Genomic DNA, 17,062 nt, shown 5'->3' with positions numbered 1-17,062 from the left:
CCTACGCCCACGCCTGGACCGGATGCTTCAGCAGACTCTCCCCCGCCGCGGTCAGCTCCTCCATCGCCCGGTCGCAGAGCACGGACGCCGCCAGGGCATCGGTGATCGACGGCGCGTCCTTGGCGTGGCCGTTCGTCTGGTGCCCGTCCCGCCTCCCGCGGCAGGCGTCGACGAAGGCCTGGAGCTCGGGCCCGAACCCGCTGCGCGCCCAGCCGTGGTCCAGGTTGCGCGTGCTGTGCAGTTCCTGGCCGTACGGCAGGCCGTCGGACAGTTCGAGCGTCACCCGCTCCAGGGAAGGGGCGCTGTAGCGGCTGCCGTCCATGCCCTGCACCTCGACGCCCATCAGGAAGCGCTTGACATGGTTGCCCATGCGCAGCGTCGAGAGTGAGCCGTCGTCGTGGCGCAGGAAGAGGTTCACCTGGAAGCGGTCGGGCGCGCCGGGGATGGCGTGCGCGTCCACCTGGACGACAGGAGAGGGCACGAACCAGCGGGCCAGGTCGAGGGCGTGCACCCCGTTGTGCCGGATCCACGCCTCCAGGGTCGTGTCCACCCCCCACTGCGGAGCGGACGGGTGGCGGCTGTAGAAGTCGATGGTCACCGAGCACGGGCTGGACCGGATGTCCGTGCTCAACTCGTGCAGCCGCTGGAGGGTTTCGGCGTAGCGGAAGTTGAAGCCCACCTGAACGTGCCGACCGCTGCGGCACACCACGCGCTCCAGATCCTGGAGCGCGTCAGTGGACGGCCCGGCCGGCTTCTCGACGAAACAGTCGACGCCGCGTTCGGCCAGCTGCCGGGTGAGCCGGTAGGAAGGCTCCGGGGGCACGGCGAGGATCGCCGCGTCCACGGTCTTGAGGTCGATCGCCTCGATGGAGTCGGCACGGACCGCGCCGGGGGCCAGGGCTTGCACCTCGGCGGCCAGCGACAGGTCAGGGTCGACACAGGCCACGACCTGGTAGCCACGGATCCGCTGCAGGAAGGGGAAGAGGTTCTGCTGCATCTGGCGGCCGCAGCCGACGAGCGCGAGGCGCAGGAGATCAGCCACGGTCGGCTCCGTTCCAGTCTTGGAAGGCGCGGCGCGCCCGGTCGTGGAAGTCGCTCCAGTCGAGGTCACGATGGGCCAGACTCACGAAGGACGGGTGCCCTTCGAGCAGGAGGATGCCGGCGCCGGTGAGAGCGCCGAGCAGCGCCTCACGCCGCTCCTTGTCACCAAGGAGCGCTTCGTCGTGGTAGACCAGCTCGAACATCCCGCCGCCGAGCACCGGGCGGGCGCCGAGCAGGTCCGCCACCCCCGCCTCTTTGGCCGCCGCGGAGAGAACTGCCGCCACCTCGGTGCCGATCCGGCCGACCTCCGCCCACCCGTCCGGCGCGTCCTGGGTGGGCTTCTCCAGAATGTCCCTGGTCGCCAGTGCGGCGTAAACAGCGATCATCTCCTTGGAGAACGTGCCGCTGAGCCGGGCCCGCTCCGCGTGGGCGAGCAGGTCGGCGCCGCCCACCAGGATGCTCAGCGGCGCCCCGTTGGCCAGCGCCTTGCCGATCACGATCAGGTCCGAGCCGATGCCGTTGTCGTGGTCATAGCCCAGCGCCGAGATCCGGCCGCCGGTCTTGGTCTCGTCGAAGACGGTGAGCAGGCCGGCCTCGCGGCACATCGCGACGGCCTGCCGCAGCACGTCGGGTGTGGTGAACGAGGCCAGGTAGGCGTCGAAGACGAAGCAGCCCAACCGGCCCCGGTGCCGCTCCAGCAGCTCCGACAGGGACTCCAGGCGCAGATCGACCCAGTTGAGTACGGGCTCGGACTCGCCGATCCCGCGCATCCCGTCGGTGTACCGGAGCTTTTCGCGCAATGGCGAGTGCAGCGGCTCGTGCCACTTCAGGGAGTTGGCGATCTGGGAGTCGTGCCAGCCGACATAGCCGCTGCGGACGATACCGAGCCGGCCGGTCCGCATAGCGGCCAGCCGGAAAGCCGCGGTGACGGCCTCCGAGGCGGTCTTGAAGAACGCGCCCCTGTCTCCGGGACGCTCGCCCAGCAGCCGTTCCAGATATTCCTGGTGGAAGGTGGTGAACCCCGGCATCATGATGCCGTTGGTCAGATAGCCGCCGAGAATTTCGTTGAAGAGGTCGTCCGAGTGGCCAATTATCACTGGTCCATAACCCATGACGAAGTCGATGTACGGCACGCCGTTCGCGTCCGATACCTCGCCTCTCTTACCTCGCGAGAACAGGAGCTGTTGTCCCTCTGCCCTGAACTTTTTGGTGATCTTCGAGTGAGCGATCCGCTCATATTGCAACAATGATCCTCTCCTTCCGGGCCATGCTTAATAAGATCGAAATGCAATTCCAGCGACAATACCTTCGCCCGGCCGGACTCCGTCAAGTACTCCTTTTTCCAGGGTCACCCGATATTCCGGGTTCTCCGCGCGATGAAAAGAAAAGGGATCACGCGGAGCCGATCACGCGCGGGCCAGGCGACTCGGCGGCGACATAGCAAGGCTTCGAGAGCGCCGTCAAGTGCTCCTTATTCCAGGGTTGACAAAACGGTCGCCGCATATCAAGTTGTGTGGGCCATTGTCGGCGTGATGTGGAGGCGACGTGGACCACGAAGCGACCCGGGGAAGCCCGGATATCATCGGGCGCAGTAAGCGTCTGTGGTTACTGCCCGGCGGGCGGTGCCTCGTGCAGATAATCCCCAGCCTGCGCAGTTTCACCTACCAGCGTGATGAAATCGTCGAGCGTACCGGCCCGCTGCGGCTGGCTTTCTACGAAAGGGCCGCGGCCAGGATCGAGGCCGCGGGGGTGCGGTGCGCGTTCAGGGAACGGGTCGCCGAGGACTCCTACCTCGCCGACTACTGCCCCGCGCCCCCCTTCGAAGTGATCGTGAAGAACAGGGCCACCGGATCGACCACCCGGAAGTACCCCGGCCTGTTCGAGGACGGCGCGCCACTGCCCCGCCCGGTCGTGAAGTTCGACTACCGGATCGACCCCGAGGACCAGCCGATCGGCGAGGACTACCTGAGGGTCCTCGGGCTGCCGGTCGAGGAGATGCGCGAACGCGCGCTCGCCGTCAACGAGGTGCTGCGATCGTGGCTGCGCCCGCTGGACGTGTGGGACTTCTGCCTCATCTTCGGGCAGGCGGGCAACGGCGAGCTGACCGTCATCTCCGAGATCTCCCAGGACTGCATCCGGCTGCGGCACGAGGACGGATCCCCCCTGGACAAGGACCTGTTCCGGGACGGTGTCGAAGCAGACGAGATCGTCAACCAGTGGAGTCGCGTCCTCGATGTCATCAAGTGACGCCCGGGTCGCGCTGGTCACCGGCACCAATCGCGGCAGCGGAAAGGCCATCGCCGAGGAACTACGCGACCGCGGCTATCGCCTCTTCTCCCTGAACCGGTCCTTGGCGAGGGAGGACTGGCTCGGGGAGCTCCGGTGCGATCTGGCCGACCCCGCGCAGATCAGGAGCGGGGTCGGCCAGGTGCTCGACGAGGCGGGCCGGATCGACGTCTGCGTGTCCAACGCGGTCGAGCGGGTTCTCGACCCGATAGCCGAGTTGAGCGGGGCGGACTGGGAACGGCTGGTCTCGATCAACCTCAGCGCCAGCTTCCACCTGGTCAAGGCCGTCCTGCCCGCGTTGCGGGCCGGCCGTGGCGTCTTCGTCGCGATGGGCAGCCACGCCGGCACCCGCTACTTCGAGGGCGGCGCCGCCTACAGCGCCACCAAGGCCGGGCTGAAGGCGCTGGTCGAGACGCTGCTGCTGGAGGAACGCCGCAACGGGGTCCGGGCCTGCCTCGTCTCTCCGGGAGCCATCGCCAACCTGGACGGCGATGACTCGGCGCACAAGATGAGCACGCGGTCGGTCGCCCGTTGCGTGGGCACCATCGTCGACTCCTGGCCGACGGACCTCGTGGTGGGAGAAATAGAGGTACGCCCGGCCGACCTTGCCGAACCGCCCATCACCGGCATCGACCGTCTTCTGCATGTGTAGTTTCCGAGGAGGAATCATGCTCTCCCTCGTACTGCCGAAGGGGTCGCTGGAGCGGCGGGCCCTACAGCTGTTCGCGGCCGCGGGACTGCCCATCCGGCGGCCCTCCGAACGGTCCTACCGTGGCGTGATCGACTACACCGGCGTGACGCACGTCGCGTTCTACAAGCCGCGCGAGATCCCCTTGGCGGTCGAGAGCGGGACGTTCGACCTCGGGCTGACCGGCGCCGACTGGATCGAGGAGACCGGGGCCAAGGTCGAGGTGGCGGAGTCCTTCGACTACTCCAGGAACACCGAGCGGCCATGGCGGCTGGTGCTCGCGGCCCCGGCCGACCACCCCGCCACCAGCGTGAGCGACCTGCCCGACGGCGTCCGCGTGGCCACCGAATACCCGAACATCGGCCGCCGCTTCTTCCAGGCCGCCGGACGGCGGGCCGAGGTGGTCGTGTCCTACGGCGCGACGGAAGCCAAGATCCCGGAGCTGGCCGATGTCATGATGGACGTCGTGGAGACGGGCCATTCGCTCCGCCAGAACAACCTGCGGATCATCGAGACCATCCGGACCTGCGGCGCGCAGCTGATCGCCAACCCGGCCGCGTACGCCGAGAAGGGCAAACGCGGCGTGATCCAGAACATCGCGCTGCTGCTGCGCGGCGCCTGGGTCGGCCCGTCCCACGTGCTGCTGACGGTCCGGACGCTGGCCGAAACCCTGCCCCAGGTGGTCACCGCGATGCCCGGCCGATCGTGGCGCGCCGGGTCGGACCTGGCGGACGAGAACCTGGTCGTGCTCCAGGGAGTGCTGCCGCGCGGGGACGTCCCTGAGACGATCGACGTCCTGCTGTCGGCCGGAGCGGTCGACGTCACCGAATCGGGAATCGGCCTCCTCGCCTCGAACGTGTCGCGATGCTGATCCGTACCACGAACGACCGGCTCGTCCCCGTGGACGGAGCCGGCTGGCGCGCGTCCTCCGGCCTGCTCGAACTGCGTCTGGCCGCCCCCGTCTCCGCCGACCCCGCCATCCCCGCGCCCGCCGTCCCCGCCGACACGATCCCGGGGGGCGCCGCGGTCGCCCGCGTTCTGCTCGCCGTTGACCTGGACTGCCGTTCCCACGTGCTCGACGTCGACCTCATCGGGCTGCCCGCCGAACTGCTGGCGCCACTGAGCCGGTACGCCGTCCCTCCCCGCCCGTCCACCGGCAGCGGTCCCGTCGCCTTGGACCTGGACGCGGCCTGGTTGTGGATCCACGTCCAGGACGGTCACCGCGTGTCCCGGCAGCGCCGGTCCGCCGACGTGCGCTTCTCCTTCGCCGGAGCCGGGCTGGTGGCCATCCAGGCGCGCCTGACCGAAGCGGCGAATGAACCAGATTAGAGCGAAGGAGACTCATGGACCGCCAGCCAACGCCGGACACCACGGAACCGAGGGAGAAGTCGCCGCAGCGCTCCCCGTGGGTGCTGATCGCCATCGTCTATCTCGGCGGGGTCGCCGCGGCGATGAGCCTCGGCAAGTTCGCCTCCGTCGGGCCGGCGGTGGCCGGTGAGCTCGGGCTGTCGCTGTCGGAGCTGGGCTGGGTGATCTCGGCGGTCGTCGGCGTGGGCGCCGTCGTCGGCCTGCCCGCCGGATACCTGGTCCGCCGCTTCGGCACGGAGCGGTCGCTGATCACCGGGCTGGTCTTGATGGGTGCGGCGAGCGCGGCGAGCGTGTGGGCGGGCGGCTTCGGCTGGTTGCTGACCGCCAGAGGTGTCGAGGGCGCCGGATACGTCCTGGTCACCATCGCCTGCCCGGCGCTGATCCTCCGCCTGGCCAGTGAACGGGACCGCGGCACCGCCCTGTCGATCTGGGCCACGTTCGTCGCCGTCGGCATCGGACTGAGCACCCTCGGGGGCGGCGTACTGGGCTCCGCTCTGGGCTGGCGTGGCTGGATCGGGCTGATCACCGCACTGACGCTGGCGATGGCCCTGGTGGTCTGGGTACGGCTGCCGCGCGGGTCCGGCCGGCTGGTGGCGGCCGGACCCGTTCCCAAGATCGGGGCCCTGAAGTGGCCGGCGGCACTCGCCCTCGCCTTCTGCCTGGGCGCGCTGGTGACCATTCCGGTGATCGTCCTGCTGCCCACCCTCCTCATCGAGGAGTACGGCCGCACGGCCACCGCCGCCGGCGCGGTGACCTCGGTGATCTCCCTGCTCAGCGCGCTCGGCGGATTGGCCGTGGGAGTGCTGCTCCGCCGTGGCACGCCGGTCCGCGTGCTCGCGCTGGTCGGCCTCCTCACCGTCCCGGCGGCCTGGCTCATGTACGGTGGCGCGGCTTCGCTGACGGCGGCGCAGGTCGGCGCGGCGATCATCTCGATGGAGAACGGCTTCCTGGGAGCCCTCGTCTTCGCCGCGCTCCCGATGGTGCTGGACCGTCTCGACCACGCCGATGTCGGCAACGGCGTCGTCGCTCAGGCGGGCAGCCTCGGGTCGTTGCTCGGTCCGCCCATGTTCGGCCTGGTGGTCGCCGGGCCGGGCTTCCAGGCCCTCGTACCGGTCATCGCCGTCGGGATGATCGCCGCCGTCGGCGCACTGCTGCTGGTCGGCGGCCGGGCGGCCCGGTCATCGACTGAGCCCGTCAAAGCGCAACCCAGGTAGCCATCGCGAACGCCGGAGGGGGCGTCAGCATGCGTGGACAGAGCCCGCTCGAAGACACCGAACAACGCCTCCTGCCCGCCCCGGCCTGGGGTCTGGTGATCGCGCTCACGCTGACCGCCGTAGCCGCCGTGTCGCTCCTGATGGTCTTCGGCTGGGGTGTCCACCCGGTGGAGCGCGCGGTGGTGGTGCCGCCGGTCGCGGAGGCGACGCCCATCCAGTCGATCCTGAGGTTGTTCCTCGCCGTGGCGGTCATCGGCGGACTGGCCTCGCTCGGCGGCGTCGTGGCCCGTCGTATCGGCCAGCCCTCAGTGGTGGGACAGATCGTGGCCGGGCTGCTGCTGGGGCCGTCCGCGCTGGGCGCGCTGGCGCCGGCGGCGACCGAGCTGATCATGCCAGCCGCCGCCATGCAGCACTTGAACCTGCTCGCCCAGGCCGGGCTGGCGATCTTCATCTTCACCGTGGGAACGGAGTTCGACCACACCGCCCTGGGCGGGCAACGCACCGTCGTGGGCGTCGCCGCCCTGGCGATGGTGGCCGTACCCTTCGCCCTGGGCACTGTCGCGGCGATCCCGTTCGCCTCCGCGCTCGCCGGCCCGGCGGCGGGCAAGACGGAGTTCGTCCTGTTCATCGGGACCGCGCTGAGCGTCACCGCGTTACCCGTGCTGGCCAGGATCCTCCAGGAAGTCGGCCTGACCGGCACCCGGCTGGGCTCGCTGGCCATCCTGTGCGCCGGGATCGCCGACGTACTCGCGTGGTGTGCGCTCGCCGCGGTGATCGCGCTCGCGCACGCCCGCTCACCCGCCGGCGCGCTGACCACGATGCTGCTCTCCGCCGTCCTGGTCCTCCTCGCGCTCCTCGTGCTCCGCCCCGCGCTCAGGACCCTGGCCGACAGGTACGCGGCGACCAGGTTGCCCGCGCCCGCCAGCCTCGTGCTCGTCCTGGGCCTGATCTTCTCCCTGGCGGCGGCGACGGACGTCATCGGCGCGCACGCGATCTTCGGCGCCCTCCTGGCCGGCGTCGTGATCCCCCGTAACGCCCGCGTCCTGGGCACGGTCCCCGACCGTCTCGCCTCACTCAACCGCGCGCTGCTGCTGCCGGTGTTCTTCGCCTCGATCGGGCTGCAGGCCGACGTACGCATGGCCTTCGACGACCCGACGGTGCTGTTGGGCGGGGCGGTCCTGCTGGTGGCCGCGGTCCTCGGCAAACTCGGCACCGCCGCCGTGACCGCCTGGGCCGGCGGCATGCCGGGACGGCTCGCGCTCGGCCTCGGCGTCCTCATGAACGCGCGCGGCGTCACCGAGATCGTCGTGCTCAGCACGGGGCTCAGCATCGGCGTGATCGGGCCGGGCACGTTCACCGTGCTAGTGATGATGGCGCTGATCACCACCGTGATGACGGTACCCGCGCTGCGCCTGCTGGGGCTGTTCCATCCGGAGCGGACGCTCCCCGCCCCGATGCCGCGACCAGCCGAAAAGGAGCGCCTTCCCTGAGCGTCTATGCGGCGTCTACGAAAGGTGGAGGGTGGTCTGCTGCGTGGGCTGGCGCGTTCGGCGCTGGGCGGGGAGTCCTTGATCCAGCACCTGACGGAAATGCTCCCCTTCGAGCGCGCCTGACGCATTGACCTCTAGTCGACTCTAGGGTGCACAATCCCGCCCAACGCTCAATGTGGAGGGGATTCCCATGAGGTATCGCATGATCGGCAGCGATCCGAAGACTCGTCGTCAGGTCAGTGTGCTGAGTCTTGGCGCCATGCTGTTCGGCACCGCCATCGACGAGGCGACGTCGTACGCCATCCTCGACCGCTTCGTCGAGGCCGGCGGCACCTTCCTCGACACCGCCAACAACTATGCCTATTGGGTCAACGGCACTCAGGGGGGTGAAAGCGAGGCGCTGCTGGGCCGCTGGAGACGCAGCCGCGACATCACGGATGAGATCGTCATCGCCACCAAGCTCGGCGGGCGGCCGAACGTTCCATCGTCTGCCCTCAGCCATGACCTTGAGGGCTTGTCGGCCCGGGTGATCCGGGAATCCTCGGAGCGAAGCCGGGAGCGGCTTGGCGTGGACAAGCTGGATCTCCTGTACGCACACGCCTACCTCGAAGGTTCCAAGGTGCCGCTGGAGGAGACGGTCGAAGGTTTCGCGGGTCTGGTCGAGGAAGGCGCTGTTGGTCTGCTCGGGGCGAGTAATCACTGGACGTGGCGACTCGAGCGGGCCCGGAACCTGGCGGCCGCGGCGGGGCTGCCCGGCTATGAGGTCGTGCAATATCACCACACGTACCTCCGGCAGCGCACCGATCTTCCGACGCTGCGCTCTCAGGACGGCAACCTCGGCGTGGTCGGCGGTGATCTGCTCAGCTACCTGCGAGCCGAGCCCGAACTCACGCTGGTCGCCTACTCACCCTTGCTGAGCGGCGGTTACGTACGTGACGACAAGCCGCTTGGCGTCGCCTTCGATCACGCGGGCACACCTCAGCGTCTCGCGGCGTTGCGGGAAGTGGCCCACGAGACAGGAGCGACCGTCAACCAGGTGGTGCTCGCCTGGCTCATCGGCGGCGAGATCCCGATGATCCCGCTGATCGGCGCTTCCTCGGTCGAGCAGCTGGAGGAGAGTCTGGCCGCGGCGGACCTGGAGTTGACGGCGGAACAGCGGGCGAAACTCGACGCCGCCTACTGACCCGACATCACCCGGCGGGCATGATGGCTCGCCGGGTGGTGCCCGCCATCGTCAGACGACCCGGATGAACACGCGGTCGTAGCGGGTGAGGGGGAACGTGCCGTCGTCGGTGCCCTGGAGGATGATCGAGATGGTCTGGCCCGGTGTCGCGTCCGCCGGGACGGTGACGGCGGCCCGGCCGCGACCGCGGTCGGTGATGGTGGCGGTGCCGGGGTAGCTGCCTTCCTCTCGGTACTGCGACCAGCGGAGTGCCACAGAATCCCGGTCAGGATCGGTGGTGCGGCCGGTCAGCGTGACGACGGAGCCGGGCCGGGCCCGGACGGTGTCGTTGCCGTCGATGTCGACCATCGGCGCATGGTTACCGTCGCGGTGCTTGGGGGTCAGGGTCCACCGCATCCGGGCCGCGAAGTCGTTCTGCGCGGCTCCGGCCCACCGCAGCGTCGTGTAGTTCTTGACGTCGGCGCCGGTTTCGTCCTTCTCCGCGCCCACCATGGTCCACAGGTTCGGCGAGGTGGTCGTCTGGGTCGCCCGGCCACCCCAGCCGCCGAGCAGCGGGTTCTCCGGATCCTGGATGCCGGTGTCGAGCAAGGGGTTGAAGGCGACGTTGTCGCCCTCGGAAAGGAAGTCGTACGGCGCCAGCGGCTTGCACCAGCCGCCCGCGGCACGCTCGGGGTCGCCGAAGATGTCGAGTTGGTCGCCCGGCATCGACTGGCCGTCCAGCCATGACCGGTAGAGCGAGCCCAGCGGCCCGATCTGGATGTTCTTCTTGATCCACGCGCCGCTGAAGTAGACGCGGTCTGCCGGTAGACCTCGGACGTTGCCCTGCCCGCGCTCGCAGTTGTAGCCCCAGGTTCCTGCCAATTCGATCACGGAAACCTTACCGTACGTGATTGGAGCGTCGCAAGAAGCTCCGATCACGGCATGCTCGCGCCCAGAGGGCGCTCACGCGCGGGAGCGTACTGAGCGGCCCCGTCGAGAGCCGCGATCACGCAGGCCATGCCCGGATACGTCGCCTACTCCGGGGGGCGGGAGCCTGGAGGGAGGCACAGCAACTCTTCTGTGAATGCCTATTCACCGCTGAGTGGCGAATGGCATGCGCAGTATTCATGCTGCTCCTGGATGTCGTCAAGGTTGCCGACACATGACCAAGGGCGCCCCATTGACACCTCTTTTCATCCTCCCGTAACTTGCTTGCATGTCTGATCGTGATCGCATAAACATTCAGCCCTACGATGAGCCGGTCTACGGGGCCGGCATCTGGCACTTCGCCACCTATGTCGACCGGTATGCGACCGACGGCTACGGCGAGCCGAAGACGGTCTTGGACTGCATCAAGCTTGCCGGGGCAGTGGGCGACCTCTCCGTCGTCGACCTGAACTGGCCGTTTCCGCCCGGCGGCATCAGCACCGCCGAGGTGCGGGCGGCGCTCGACGAGCAGAACCTGCGCGCGATCGCGGTCACGCCCGAGTTCTACACGGGCAAGTTCGCCAAGGGCGGTTTCACCAACCCCGACCCCGCCGTACGCCAGGACGCCATCGACCTGGTGGCGGCCGCGGCCGAAGTCGGGCGTGAGCTGGGTGTCGACTACATCAAGTTGTGGCCCGGGCAGGACGGTTACGACTATCCCTTCCAGGCCGACTACACCGACCTGTGGGACAAGTCGGTCGGCGCGGTCCGCGAGCTCGCGCAGGCCTTCCCCGACTTGAAGTTCGCGATCGAGTACAAGCCGCGCGAGCCGCGCAACCGGATGGTCTTCTCCTCCGTCGCGCGCACCCTGCTCGCGATCGAGGACATGGGCGTGGACAACGTCGGCATCCTGCTCGACTTCGGCCACTCCCTGTACGGCGGCGAGACGCCGGCCGAGGCCGCCAAGATGGCGATGAGCCGCGGAAAACTCTTCGCGATCGACGTCAACGACAACTTCCGCGGCTGGGACGACGACATGGTCGTCGGCTCGGTGCACCTGCTGGAGACGTTCGAGTTCTTCTTCGCCCTGCGCGACGCCGGCTGGGAGGGCGTCTGGCAGCTCGACCAGTTCCCGTTCCGCGAGGACTCCGTCGAGGCGGCGCGGGCGGGCATCCGTACCATGCGCGCCTTCCACCACGCACTGGGCTACCTCGACCGCGACGCGCTCGCCGCCGCTCAGTCGGCGCAGGACGCCCTCGGCGCCCAGCGCATCGCGAAGCGGGCGCTCTACCGGGCACTCGCCGAGAGCGAGTCCGAATGACCGCCGTGAAGACCGCGTCCAGGCCCCTCGAACTGGACGCGCCCGTCGCCAACGCCTACGTCGAGCGCAGCGCGCTCCTGCGCGCGGCCTCGCCCGCCGAGGCGGCCCCCGAGCTGGCCGGAATCGCCACGCGTATCCGGCGCGACATCCTCACGACCATCCAGGCGGCCCGGATGGGGCACGTCGGCGGCGACCTGTCGGTGACGGACCTGCTGGTGACCGCCATGTGGGGGACGCTGCGGCTCGACCCGCACGACCCGGCCAACCCGCTGCGCGACCGGTTCGTGCTGAGCAAGGGCCACTGCGCCGCCGCGCTGTACTCGACGCTGGCCTCCTGCGGCTTCTTCCCCCAGGAGCGGCTCGCCGAGTACATGGCGCCGCTGTCGCCGCTGAACGGCCACCCCAACCGGGTCAAGGTGCCCGGCGTGGAGACCAACACGGGCCCGCTCGGGCACGGCTTCCCGGTCGCCACCGGCTGCGCCCTCGGCGCCAAGCTGCGCGGCGAGACCTGGCGCACCATCGTCGTCCTCGGTGACGGCGAGATGCAGGAGGGCAGCAACTGGGAGGCGGCCATGACGGCCGCCCACTACGGGCTGGCGAACCTGACGGCCGTGGTCGACCGCAACCGGCTGCAGCAGGGCGCGCGTACCGAGGACACCAAGTCGCTGGAGCCGCTCGACCAGAAGTGGGCGAGCTTCGGCTGGGAGGTGCGCGTCATCGACGGCCACGACCACGCCGCGATCAAGCAGGCGTACGCGCCGTCGTCGACGGGCAAGCCCGTCGCCGTCATCGCCAACACCGTCAAGGGCAAGGGTGTCTCATTCATGGAAGACCGGGTCGAGTGGCACCACAAGGTGCCCACCGACGAGCAGGTCCAGCTCGCGCTCGAGGAGCTGAGCCGATGACCGCCCTCGCCGAGCAGGCGCCCACGTTCGACTGCCGCGTCGACTTCGGCGAGGAGCTGGCCGCCCTGGCCCGCGCCGACGAGCGGATCGTGGCGGTCTGCAATGACTCGGTCGGATCCAGCAACCTGGTCAAATTCCGCGAGGAGTTCCCCGACCGCCTGATCAACGTCGGCATCGCCGAACAGGACCTCGTCGGCGTGTCAGCCGGCCTGGCCAACGCCGGTTTCATCCCCTTCGTCTCCGCCGCGGCGCCGTTCCTCACCGGGCGCGCCCTGGAGCAGATCAAGGCGGACGTGGCCTACAGCGACCGGCACGTGGTGCTGTGCGGGCAGAGTCCGGGCATGGCGTACGGCGAGCTGGGACCCACCCACCACTCCATCGAGGACCTGTCCTGGATGCGCGCTGTCCCCGGGCTGCGCATCGTCGTCCCGGCCGACCCGTCGCAGACCCGCGACGCCATACGCTGGGCCGCGGCGTCCGGTCTCCCCTCCTATATCCGGATCCCCCGCTTCAAGGTCCCCGCCGTGACACCGGCGGGCGCGCCCTTCGTGGCCGGCCGGGCGACGCGCCTGGCCGAAGGCGACGACGTGACCGTGATCGCGATCGGCACGATGGTCTCGCGGGCCCTCGACGCCGCCGCGCTCCTGCGCGCGGAGGGCCTCACCGCGCGGGTGGTCAACATGACCTTCGTCGAGCCGCTGGACGTGGCCGAGGTCGTCGCCGCCGCGGAGCAGACCGGCGCGATCATCACCGCGGAGGAGGGCCTGCTGTCCGGCGGCCTGGGCGCCGCCGTCGCCAAGGTCGTCGCGGAGCGCCATCCGGTCCCCGTACGCATGCTGGGTGTCCCGACGTTCGCACCGACGGGAAGCACGTCCTTCCTGCTCGACCACTTCGGCCTGAACGCCGAGGGCATCGTCAAGGCCGCCCGTGAGGCTTTGGGACGGGTCTGATGGAACCGCTCGTCCTCGCCATCGATCAGGGCACCGGCTCCACCAAGGCCCTGCTGGTCGACGCCGCCGGTCAGGTCGTGGCCCGTGCCAGTGCGCCGCTGTCCCAGAGCCACCCGGCTCCGGGGCTGGCGGAGCAGGACGCCGAGGAACTGCTCGGCAGCGTCCGCGACGCCGCCGCCGCCTGCCTGCGGCAGGACGATCCGCGGGCCGTACGCGGGATCGGGCTGAGCACCCAGCGCGAGTCGGTGGTCCTGTGGGACGCGGCTACCACCCGGCCGGTCGCGCCGCTGGTCGGCTGGCAGGACCAGCGCGGCGCGGACCGGGCGGCCCAGCTGCTGGAGGAAGGGTACGGCGACCTGGTCCGGGGTCGTACCGGGCTCCCGCTGGATCCCATGTTCTCGGCGCTGAAGATGGGCGCCCTGCTCGACCGGCACGATCCGGCGCGCGAGCGCAGCGGGCGCGGCGAGTTGCGCCTGGGCACCGTGGACGCGTGGCTGCTCGACGCGCTCACCGGCGAGTTCGTCACCGAGGTGGGCAACGCCTCCCGTACTCAGCTGCTGAACCTGGCGACCGGTGACTGGGACGACGAACTGCTGGACATCTTCGGCGTCCCCCGCGCGGCGCTGGGCCACGTCGTCGCCTCCACCGGCCCTTTCGGCACGGTCCGCGACCTGGATCCGCTGCCCGCCGGGGTGCCCGTGCTCGCGGTGCTGGGCGATTCGCACGCCGCGCTGTTCGCGCACGCGGGCTGGCGGCCGGGCGTGGTCAAGGTGACCTACGGCACGGGATCGTCGGTGATGACGGTCGCGGAGTCGCCGGGCGGTCCGGGCGGTCCGGGTGGGCTGGGTGGGTCGGGTGGGTCGGGTGGGTCGGGAAGTCCGGTCTGCGACACGATCGCCTGGTCGACCGGGCAGCGGCCGACGTTCGCCAGGGAGGCGAACATCCGCTCCACCGGCCGGACCCTGACCTGGCTGGCGGAGTTGCTCGGCATCTCCGCGGACCAGGTCGTCGACCTGGCGGCTGGCTCCGACGCGGGCGACGTCACCCTCGTACCGGCCTTCGGCGGCCTGGGCGCGCCGTGGTGGGACCCCCGGGCGGTGCCGGTGCTGGCCGGGTTCGATCTCGGCACCGGGCGGGAGCAGCTCGCGCGGGCGGCCCTGGAGTCGGTGGCGCACCAGGTCGACGACGTCCTGACCGCTATGCCGGGCCTGCGCCGGATCGTCGCCGACGGCGGCCTGACCCGCAGCGCCGCGCTCATGCGGCTGCAGGCCGGCCTGAGCGATGTCGAGGTGGCCCGCACCCGGCATCACGAGCTGTCGGCGGGCGGCGCGGCGGACCTGGCCGGGCTCGGACTGGGCCTGTGGACCACCGGCGACCTCGAACGCCGGGCCGACGGCGACGTGGAGATCTTCACCCCTGACTGGAGCGCGGAGCACCGCAGGGCAGCCGCGGCGAGATGGCACCAGCGCCTCACGGTCGCCCGCGACCTCGGCGCACGCGCGAACGGGAGTACGTCATGACAGCAGTGCAATCTACCCGGCCCGGCCGGCTCACGCTGGGCCGCGGCAGCCTGATCGCGCTCGTGCTCGTGATCATCGCGATCATCGCCAGTACGACGTACCGCTCGGACACCGCGCCGCGCGCCGGCGAGCAGGCGAAGTTCGACCCGGCCCGCTACGGCGCCGCGACCTACGGGCCGAAGGTCGTACCGGCGATCAAGGGCAAGGCCGTCGACATCGTCACGCTGAGCAAGGCGATCGCCGACGACACGGACGCGGCCGGCCAGAAGTACGGCCACCGCGCCGGCACCGGGCCCTACAGCTACGCCGTCACGCTGACCGGCACCGCCGGTTCGGCGAAGAGCGGCCTGCTGCCGGTCGAGGTGCCCGGCATCGGCAAGGCCAGGGTCCAGGTGCAGATCGGCCCGGCCATCAACGGCACGGCGCTGCGCGACGCGGTCGGTTTCATCGCGTTCGGCCAGTTCGTCAACCAGGTCGACTACGCCGACGCGGGCACCGCCCTGAACAACGAGGTCAAGGCGAAGGTGCTGTCGTCGCTCGACGTCCCGTCACTCGACGGCAAGAAGGTCACCGTGGTCGGCGCGATGACACCGCTGACCGCCGACGTACTGACCATCACCCCGATCTCCGTCGAGGCGGCGTCGTGACGGCGACTCCGGTGCTGCGGGCGGTCGACGTCACCAAGGTGTACGGCGGGACGCAGGCGCTCAAGGGCGTCTCGCTCGACATCGTCCCGGGGCGCGTGGTGGTGCTGTTCGGCGAGAACGGCGCCGGCAAGTCGACGCTGATGAAGATCCTCAGCGCGGTCGAGTCGCCCACCACCGGCCAGGTGGAGCTCGACGGGAAGGTCGTCGAGTTCGGCAGCGCCCGCGACGCGGCCGATCGCGGCATCTCGATCATCCATCAGGAACTGAGCCTGTGCTCGAACCTGAGCATCCAGGACAACCTGTTCCTCGGCCGGGAGCGGACCCGCGGCGGCGTCCTCGTCGACCGCGCGACCATGCGGTCGATGGCGGCCGGCGTGCTCCGCCGTCTGGACGGGGCGCTGAACCCCGATCTGATGGTCGGCGACCTGCGGCTGGGCCAGCAGCAACTCGTCGAGATCGCCCGCGCGCTGCTGCAGGACGCCCGGATCCTGATCATGGACGAGCCGACGTCGGCACTGAGCGCCCCCGAGGTGGAGGTCCTCTTCCAGGTCATCCGCGAGCTCACGGCCGAAGGCGTGGCGATCGTCTACATCTCCCACCACCTGGAGGAGGCGCTCGACATCGCCGACGACGTGGCCGTGCTCCGCGACGGCTCCATGGTCGCCACGGCCGCCGCCGCCGACGTCGACCTCGCCTGGGTCGTCCGCAAGATGGTCGGCCGCGACCAGGACGACCTCTTCCCGGCCCGCGAGCCCAAACTCGGGCCGGTGGCGCTGGAGATGGTCGAGCTGTCGGTCGCCGACCCCGCCAACCCCGACCGCCTGGCCGTCGACGGCGTCTCGCTCACCGTCCGCGCCGGTGAGACGGTCGGCATCTACGGGCTCATGGGCAGCGGCCGTACCGAACTTCTGGAATGCCTGGCCGGCCGCCTGCACGCCGAATCGGGAGAGATCCGCCTGTACGGGGAGCCGGTCGTCGGCACCGTACGCAGCCGCATCCAGGCCGGGCTGGCCCTGGTCCCCGAGGACCGCCAGCGCGACGGGCTGGTCCAGACGATGAGCGTGGGCCAGAACCTGTCCCTGGCCGCGCTGACCGGTTTCGTCCGCCGCCTGTTCGTGAACCGCACGAAGGAACGCGCCGCCGTCGAGACGATGATCACCGATGTCACCGTCAAGACCAGCGGCCCCGACGCCCCGATCGGCTCGCTGAGCGGCGGCAACCAGCAGAAGGTCGTCATCGGCAAGGCCCTGATGACCGGCCCCCGCGTACTGCTGCTCGACGAACCGTCCCGCGGCGTGGACGTCGCCGCCAAGGCCGACGTCTTCGAACTGATGGCGCGGCAGGCCGAACGCGGCCTGGCGGTGCTGTTCACCACATCTGAGACCGAAGAGGCGCTGCACATACCCGATCGCCTGCTCGTCCTGGTCCGCGGCAGGCTGATCGCCGACCTCCGGGCCGGCGAGATCACCCGCGACCAGCTGATGAGCCTGGCCGACAGCGCCGACACCACCGAAGAGGTCAGCCATGACTGACAGCGCCAACA

At 70.0% G+C, this 17,062-nt stretch carries 16 protein-coding genes; 13 read left to right on the top strand and 3 right to left on the bottom strand.

All coding sequences use genetic code 11. From position 1 onward, the window contains the following. Position 1: 1 nt before the first annotated feature. Both ACIBO2_RS02615 and ACIBO2_RS02610 read right to left on the bottom strand, forming a co-directional pair. Entirely contained in the window at positions 2–1,042 is a 1,041-nt protein-coding gene (locus ACIBO2_RS02615; RefSeq protein ID WP_358547373.1) for a Gfo/Idh/MocA family oxidoreductase, read from the bottom strand. Continuing rightward, positions 1,035–2,288, bottom strand: a complete 1,254-nt coding sequence (locus ACIBO2_RS02610; RefSeq protein ID WP_358547376.1) for an aminotransferase class III-fold pyridoxal phosphate-dependent enzyme — start codon at positions 2,286–2,288, stop codon at positions 1,035–1,037. Before ACIBO2_RS02610 ends, ACIBO2_RS02615 begins: the two co-directional genes overlap by 8 nt. A 382-nt stretch (positions 2,289–2,670) precedes the next feature. On the opposite strand from ACIBO2_RS02610, the gene ACIBO2_RS02605 reads away from it, so the two are divergent. From ACIBO2_RS02605 to ACIBO2_RS02575, 7 genes are all read left to right on the top strand, one after another. Further along, complete coding sequence (locus ACIBO2_RS02605) at positions 2,671–3,288, top strand: phosphoribosylaminoimidazolesuccinocarboxamide synthase (protein WP_358547379.1); 618 nt, start codon at positions 2,671–2,673, stop codon at positions 3,286–3,288. Continuing rightward, on the top strand, positions 3,275–3,979 hold the full coding sequence (locus ACIBO2_RS02600; protein ID WP_358547381.1) for an SDR family NAD(P)-dependent oxidoreductase: 705 nt from the start codon (positions 3,275–3,277) through the stop codon (positions 3,977–3,979). The genes ACIBO2_RS02605 and ACIBO2_RS02600 overlap by 14 nt, the downstream gene beginning before the upstream one ends. Positions 3,980–3,995: 16 nt before the next feature. After that, complete coding sequence (gene hisG, locus ACIBO2_RS02595) at positions 3,996–4,886, top strand: ATP phosphoribosyltransferase (protein WP_358547384.1); 891 nt, start codon at positions 3,996–3,998, stop codon at positions 4,884–4,886. Further along, on the top strand, positions 4,880–5,344 hold the full coding sequence (locus ACIBO2_RS02590) for a hypothetical protein (RefSeq protein WP_358547387.1): 465 nt from the start codon (positions 4,880–4,882) through the stop codon (positions 5,342–5,344). Before hisG ends, ACIBO2_RS02590 begins: the two co-directional genes overlap by 7 nt. A gap of 14 nt (positions 5,345–5,358) precedes the next feature. Continuing rightward, complete coding sequence (locus tag ACIBO2_RS02585) at positions 5,359–6,597, top strand: CynX/NimT family MFS transporter (protein ID WP_397294970.1); 1,239 nt, start codon at positions 5,359–5,361, stop codon at positions 6,595–6,597. A 29-nt stretch (positions 6,598–6,626) separates the two neighbouring features. Continuing rightward, positions 6,627–8,087 carry a cation:proton antiporter gene (locus ACIBO2_RS02580; RefSeq protein ID WP_358547392.1) on the top strand — a complete coding sequence of 487 codons (1,461 nt, stop codon included), beginning with the start codon at positions 6,627–6,629 and terminating at the stop codon, positions 8,085–8,087. A 190-nt stretch (positions 8,088–8,277) separates the two neighbouring features. Beyond that, positions 8,278–9,270, top strand: a complete 993-nt coding sequence (locus tag ACIBO2_RS02575) for an aldo/keto reductase (RefSeq protein ID WP_397294967.1) — start codon at positions 8,278–8,280, stop codon at positions 9,268–9,270. A gap of 51 nt (positions 9,271–9,321) precedes the next feature. Here the strand turns inward: ACIBO2_RS02575 and ACIBO2_RS02570 are convergent, their stop codons facing one another. Then, entirely contained in the window at positions 9,322–10,140 is an 819-nt protein-coding gene (locus tag ACIBO2_RS02570; RefSeq protein ID WP_397294965.1) for a nucleoside hydrolase-like domain-containing protein, read from the bottom strand. A gap of 325 nt (positions 10,141–10,465) precedes the next feature. On the opposite strand from ACIBO2_RS02570, the gene ACIBO2_RS02565 reads away from it, so the two are divergent. The 6 genes from ACIBO2_RS02565 to ACIBO2_RS02540 are packed head-to-tail and all read left to right on the top strand — an operon-like array spanning position 10,466 to position 17,051. Further along, positions 10,466–11,497, top strand: coding sequence for a sugar phosphate isomerase/epimerase family protein (locus ACIBO2_RS02565; RefSeq protein WP_358547400.1), 1,032 nt, complete (start codon positions 10,466–10,468; stop codon positions 11,495–11,497). Then, a complete protein-coding gene (locus ACIBO2_RS02560) occupies positions 11,494–12,402 on the top strand; it encodes a transketolase (protein WP_358547403.1) in 909 nt (302 codons plus the stop codon). Before ACIBO2_RS02565 ends, ACIBO2_RS02560 begins: the two co-directional genes overlap by 4 nt. Further along, positions 12,399–13,352: a transketolase C-terminal domain-containing protein gene (locus ACIBO2_RS02555; protein WP_358547406.1), complete on the top strand. Its 954-nt coding sequence runs from the start codon at positions 12,399–12,401 to the stop codon at positions 13,350–13,352. Before ACIBO2_RS02560 ends, ACIBO2_RS02555 begins: the two co-directional genes overlap by 4 nt. Next, complete coding sequence (locus ACIBO2_RS02550; RefSeq protein WP_358547409.1) at positions 13,352–14,872, top strand: FGGY family carbohydrate kinase; 1,521 nt, start codon at positions 13,352–13,354, stop codon at positions 14,870–14,872. The genes ACIBO2_RS02555 and ACIBO2_RS02550 overlap by 1 nt, the downstream gene beginning before the upstream one ends. Then, on the top strand, positions 14,869–15,519 hold the full coding sequence (locus ACIBO2_RS02545; RefSeq protein ID WP_358547412.1) for a DUF2291 domain-containing protein: 651 nt from the start codon (positions 14,869–14,871) through the stop codon (positions 15,517–15,519). The genes ACIBO2_RS02550 and ACIBO2_RS02545 overlap by 4 nt, the downstream gene beginning before the upstream one ends. Next, a complete protein-coding gene (locus ACIBO2_RS02540) occupies positions 15,516–17,051 on the top strand; it encodes a sugar ABC transporter ATP-binding protein (RefSeq protein WP_358547415.1) in 1,536 nt (511 codons plus the stop codon). The genes ACIBO2_RS02545 and ACIBO2_RS02540 overlap by 4 nt, the downstream gene beginning before the upstream one ends. Positions 17,052–17,062: the final 11 nt, after the last annotated feature.

It is taken from the genome of Nonomuraea sp. NPDC050022 (assembly GCF_044460705.1).
In the GTDB taxonomy this organism is placed as follows: domain Bacteria; phylum Actinomycetota; class Actinomycetes; order Streptosporangiales; family Streptosporangiaceae; genus Nonomuraea.
Note: the sequence above shows the minus strand (reverse complement) of the source record. Positions and strands in the feature narration are given on the sequence as shown.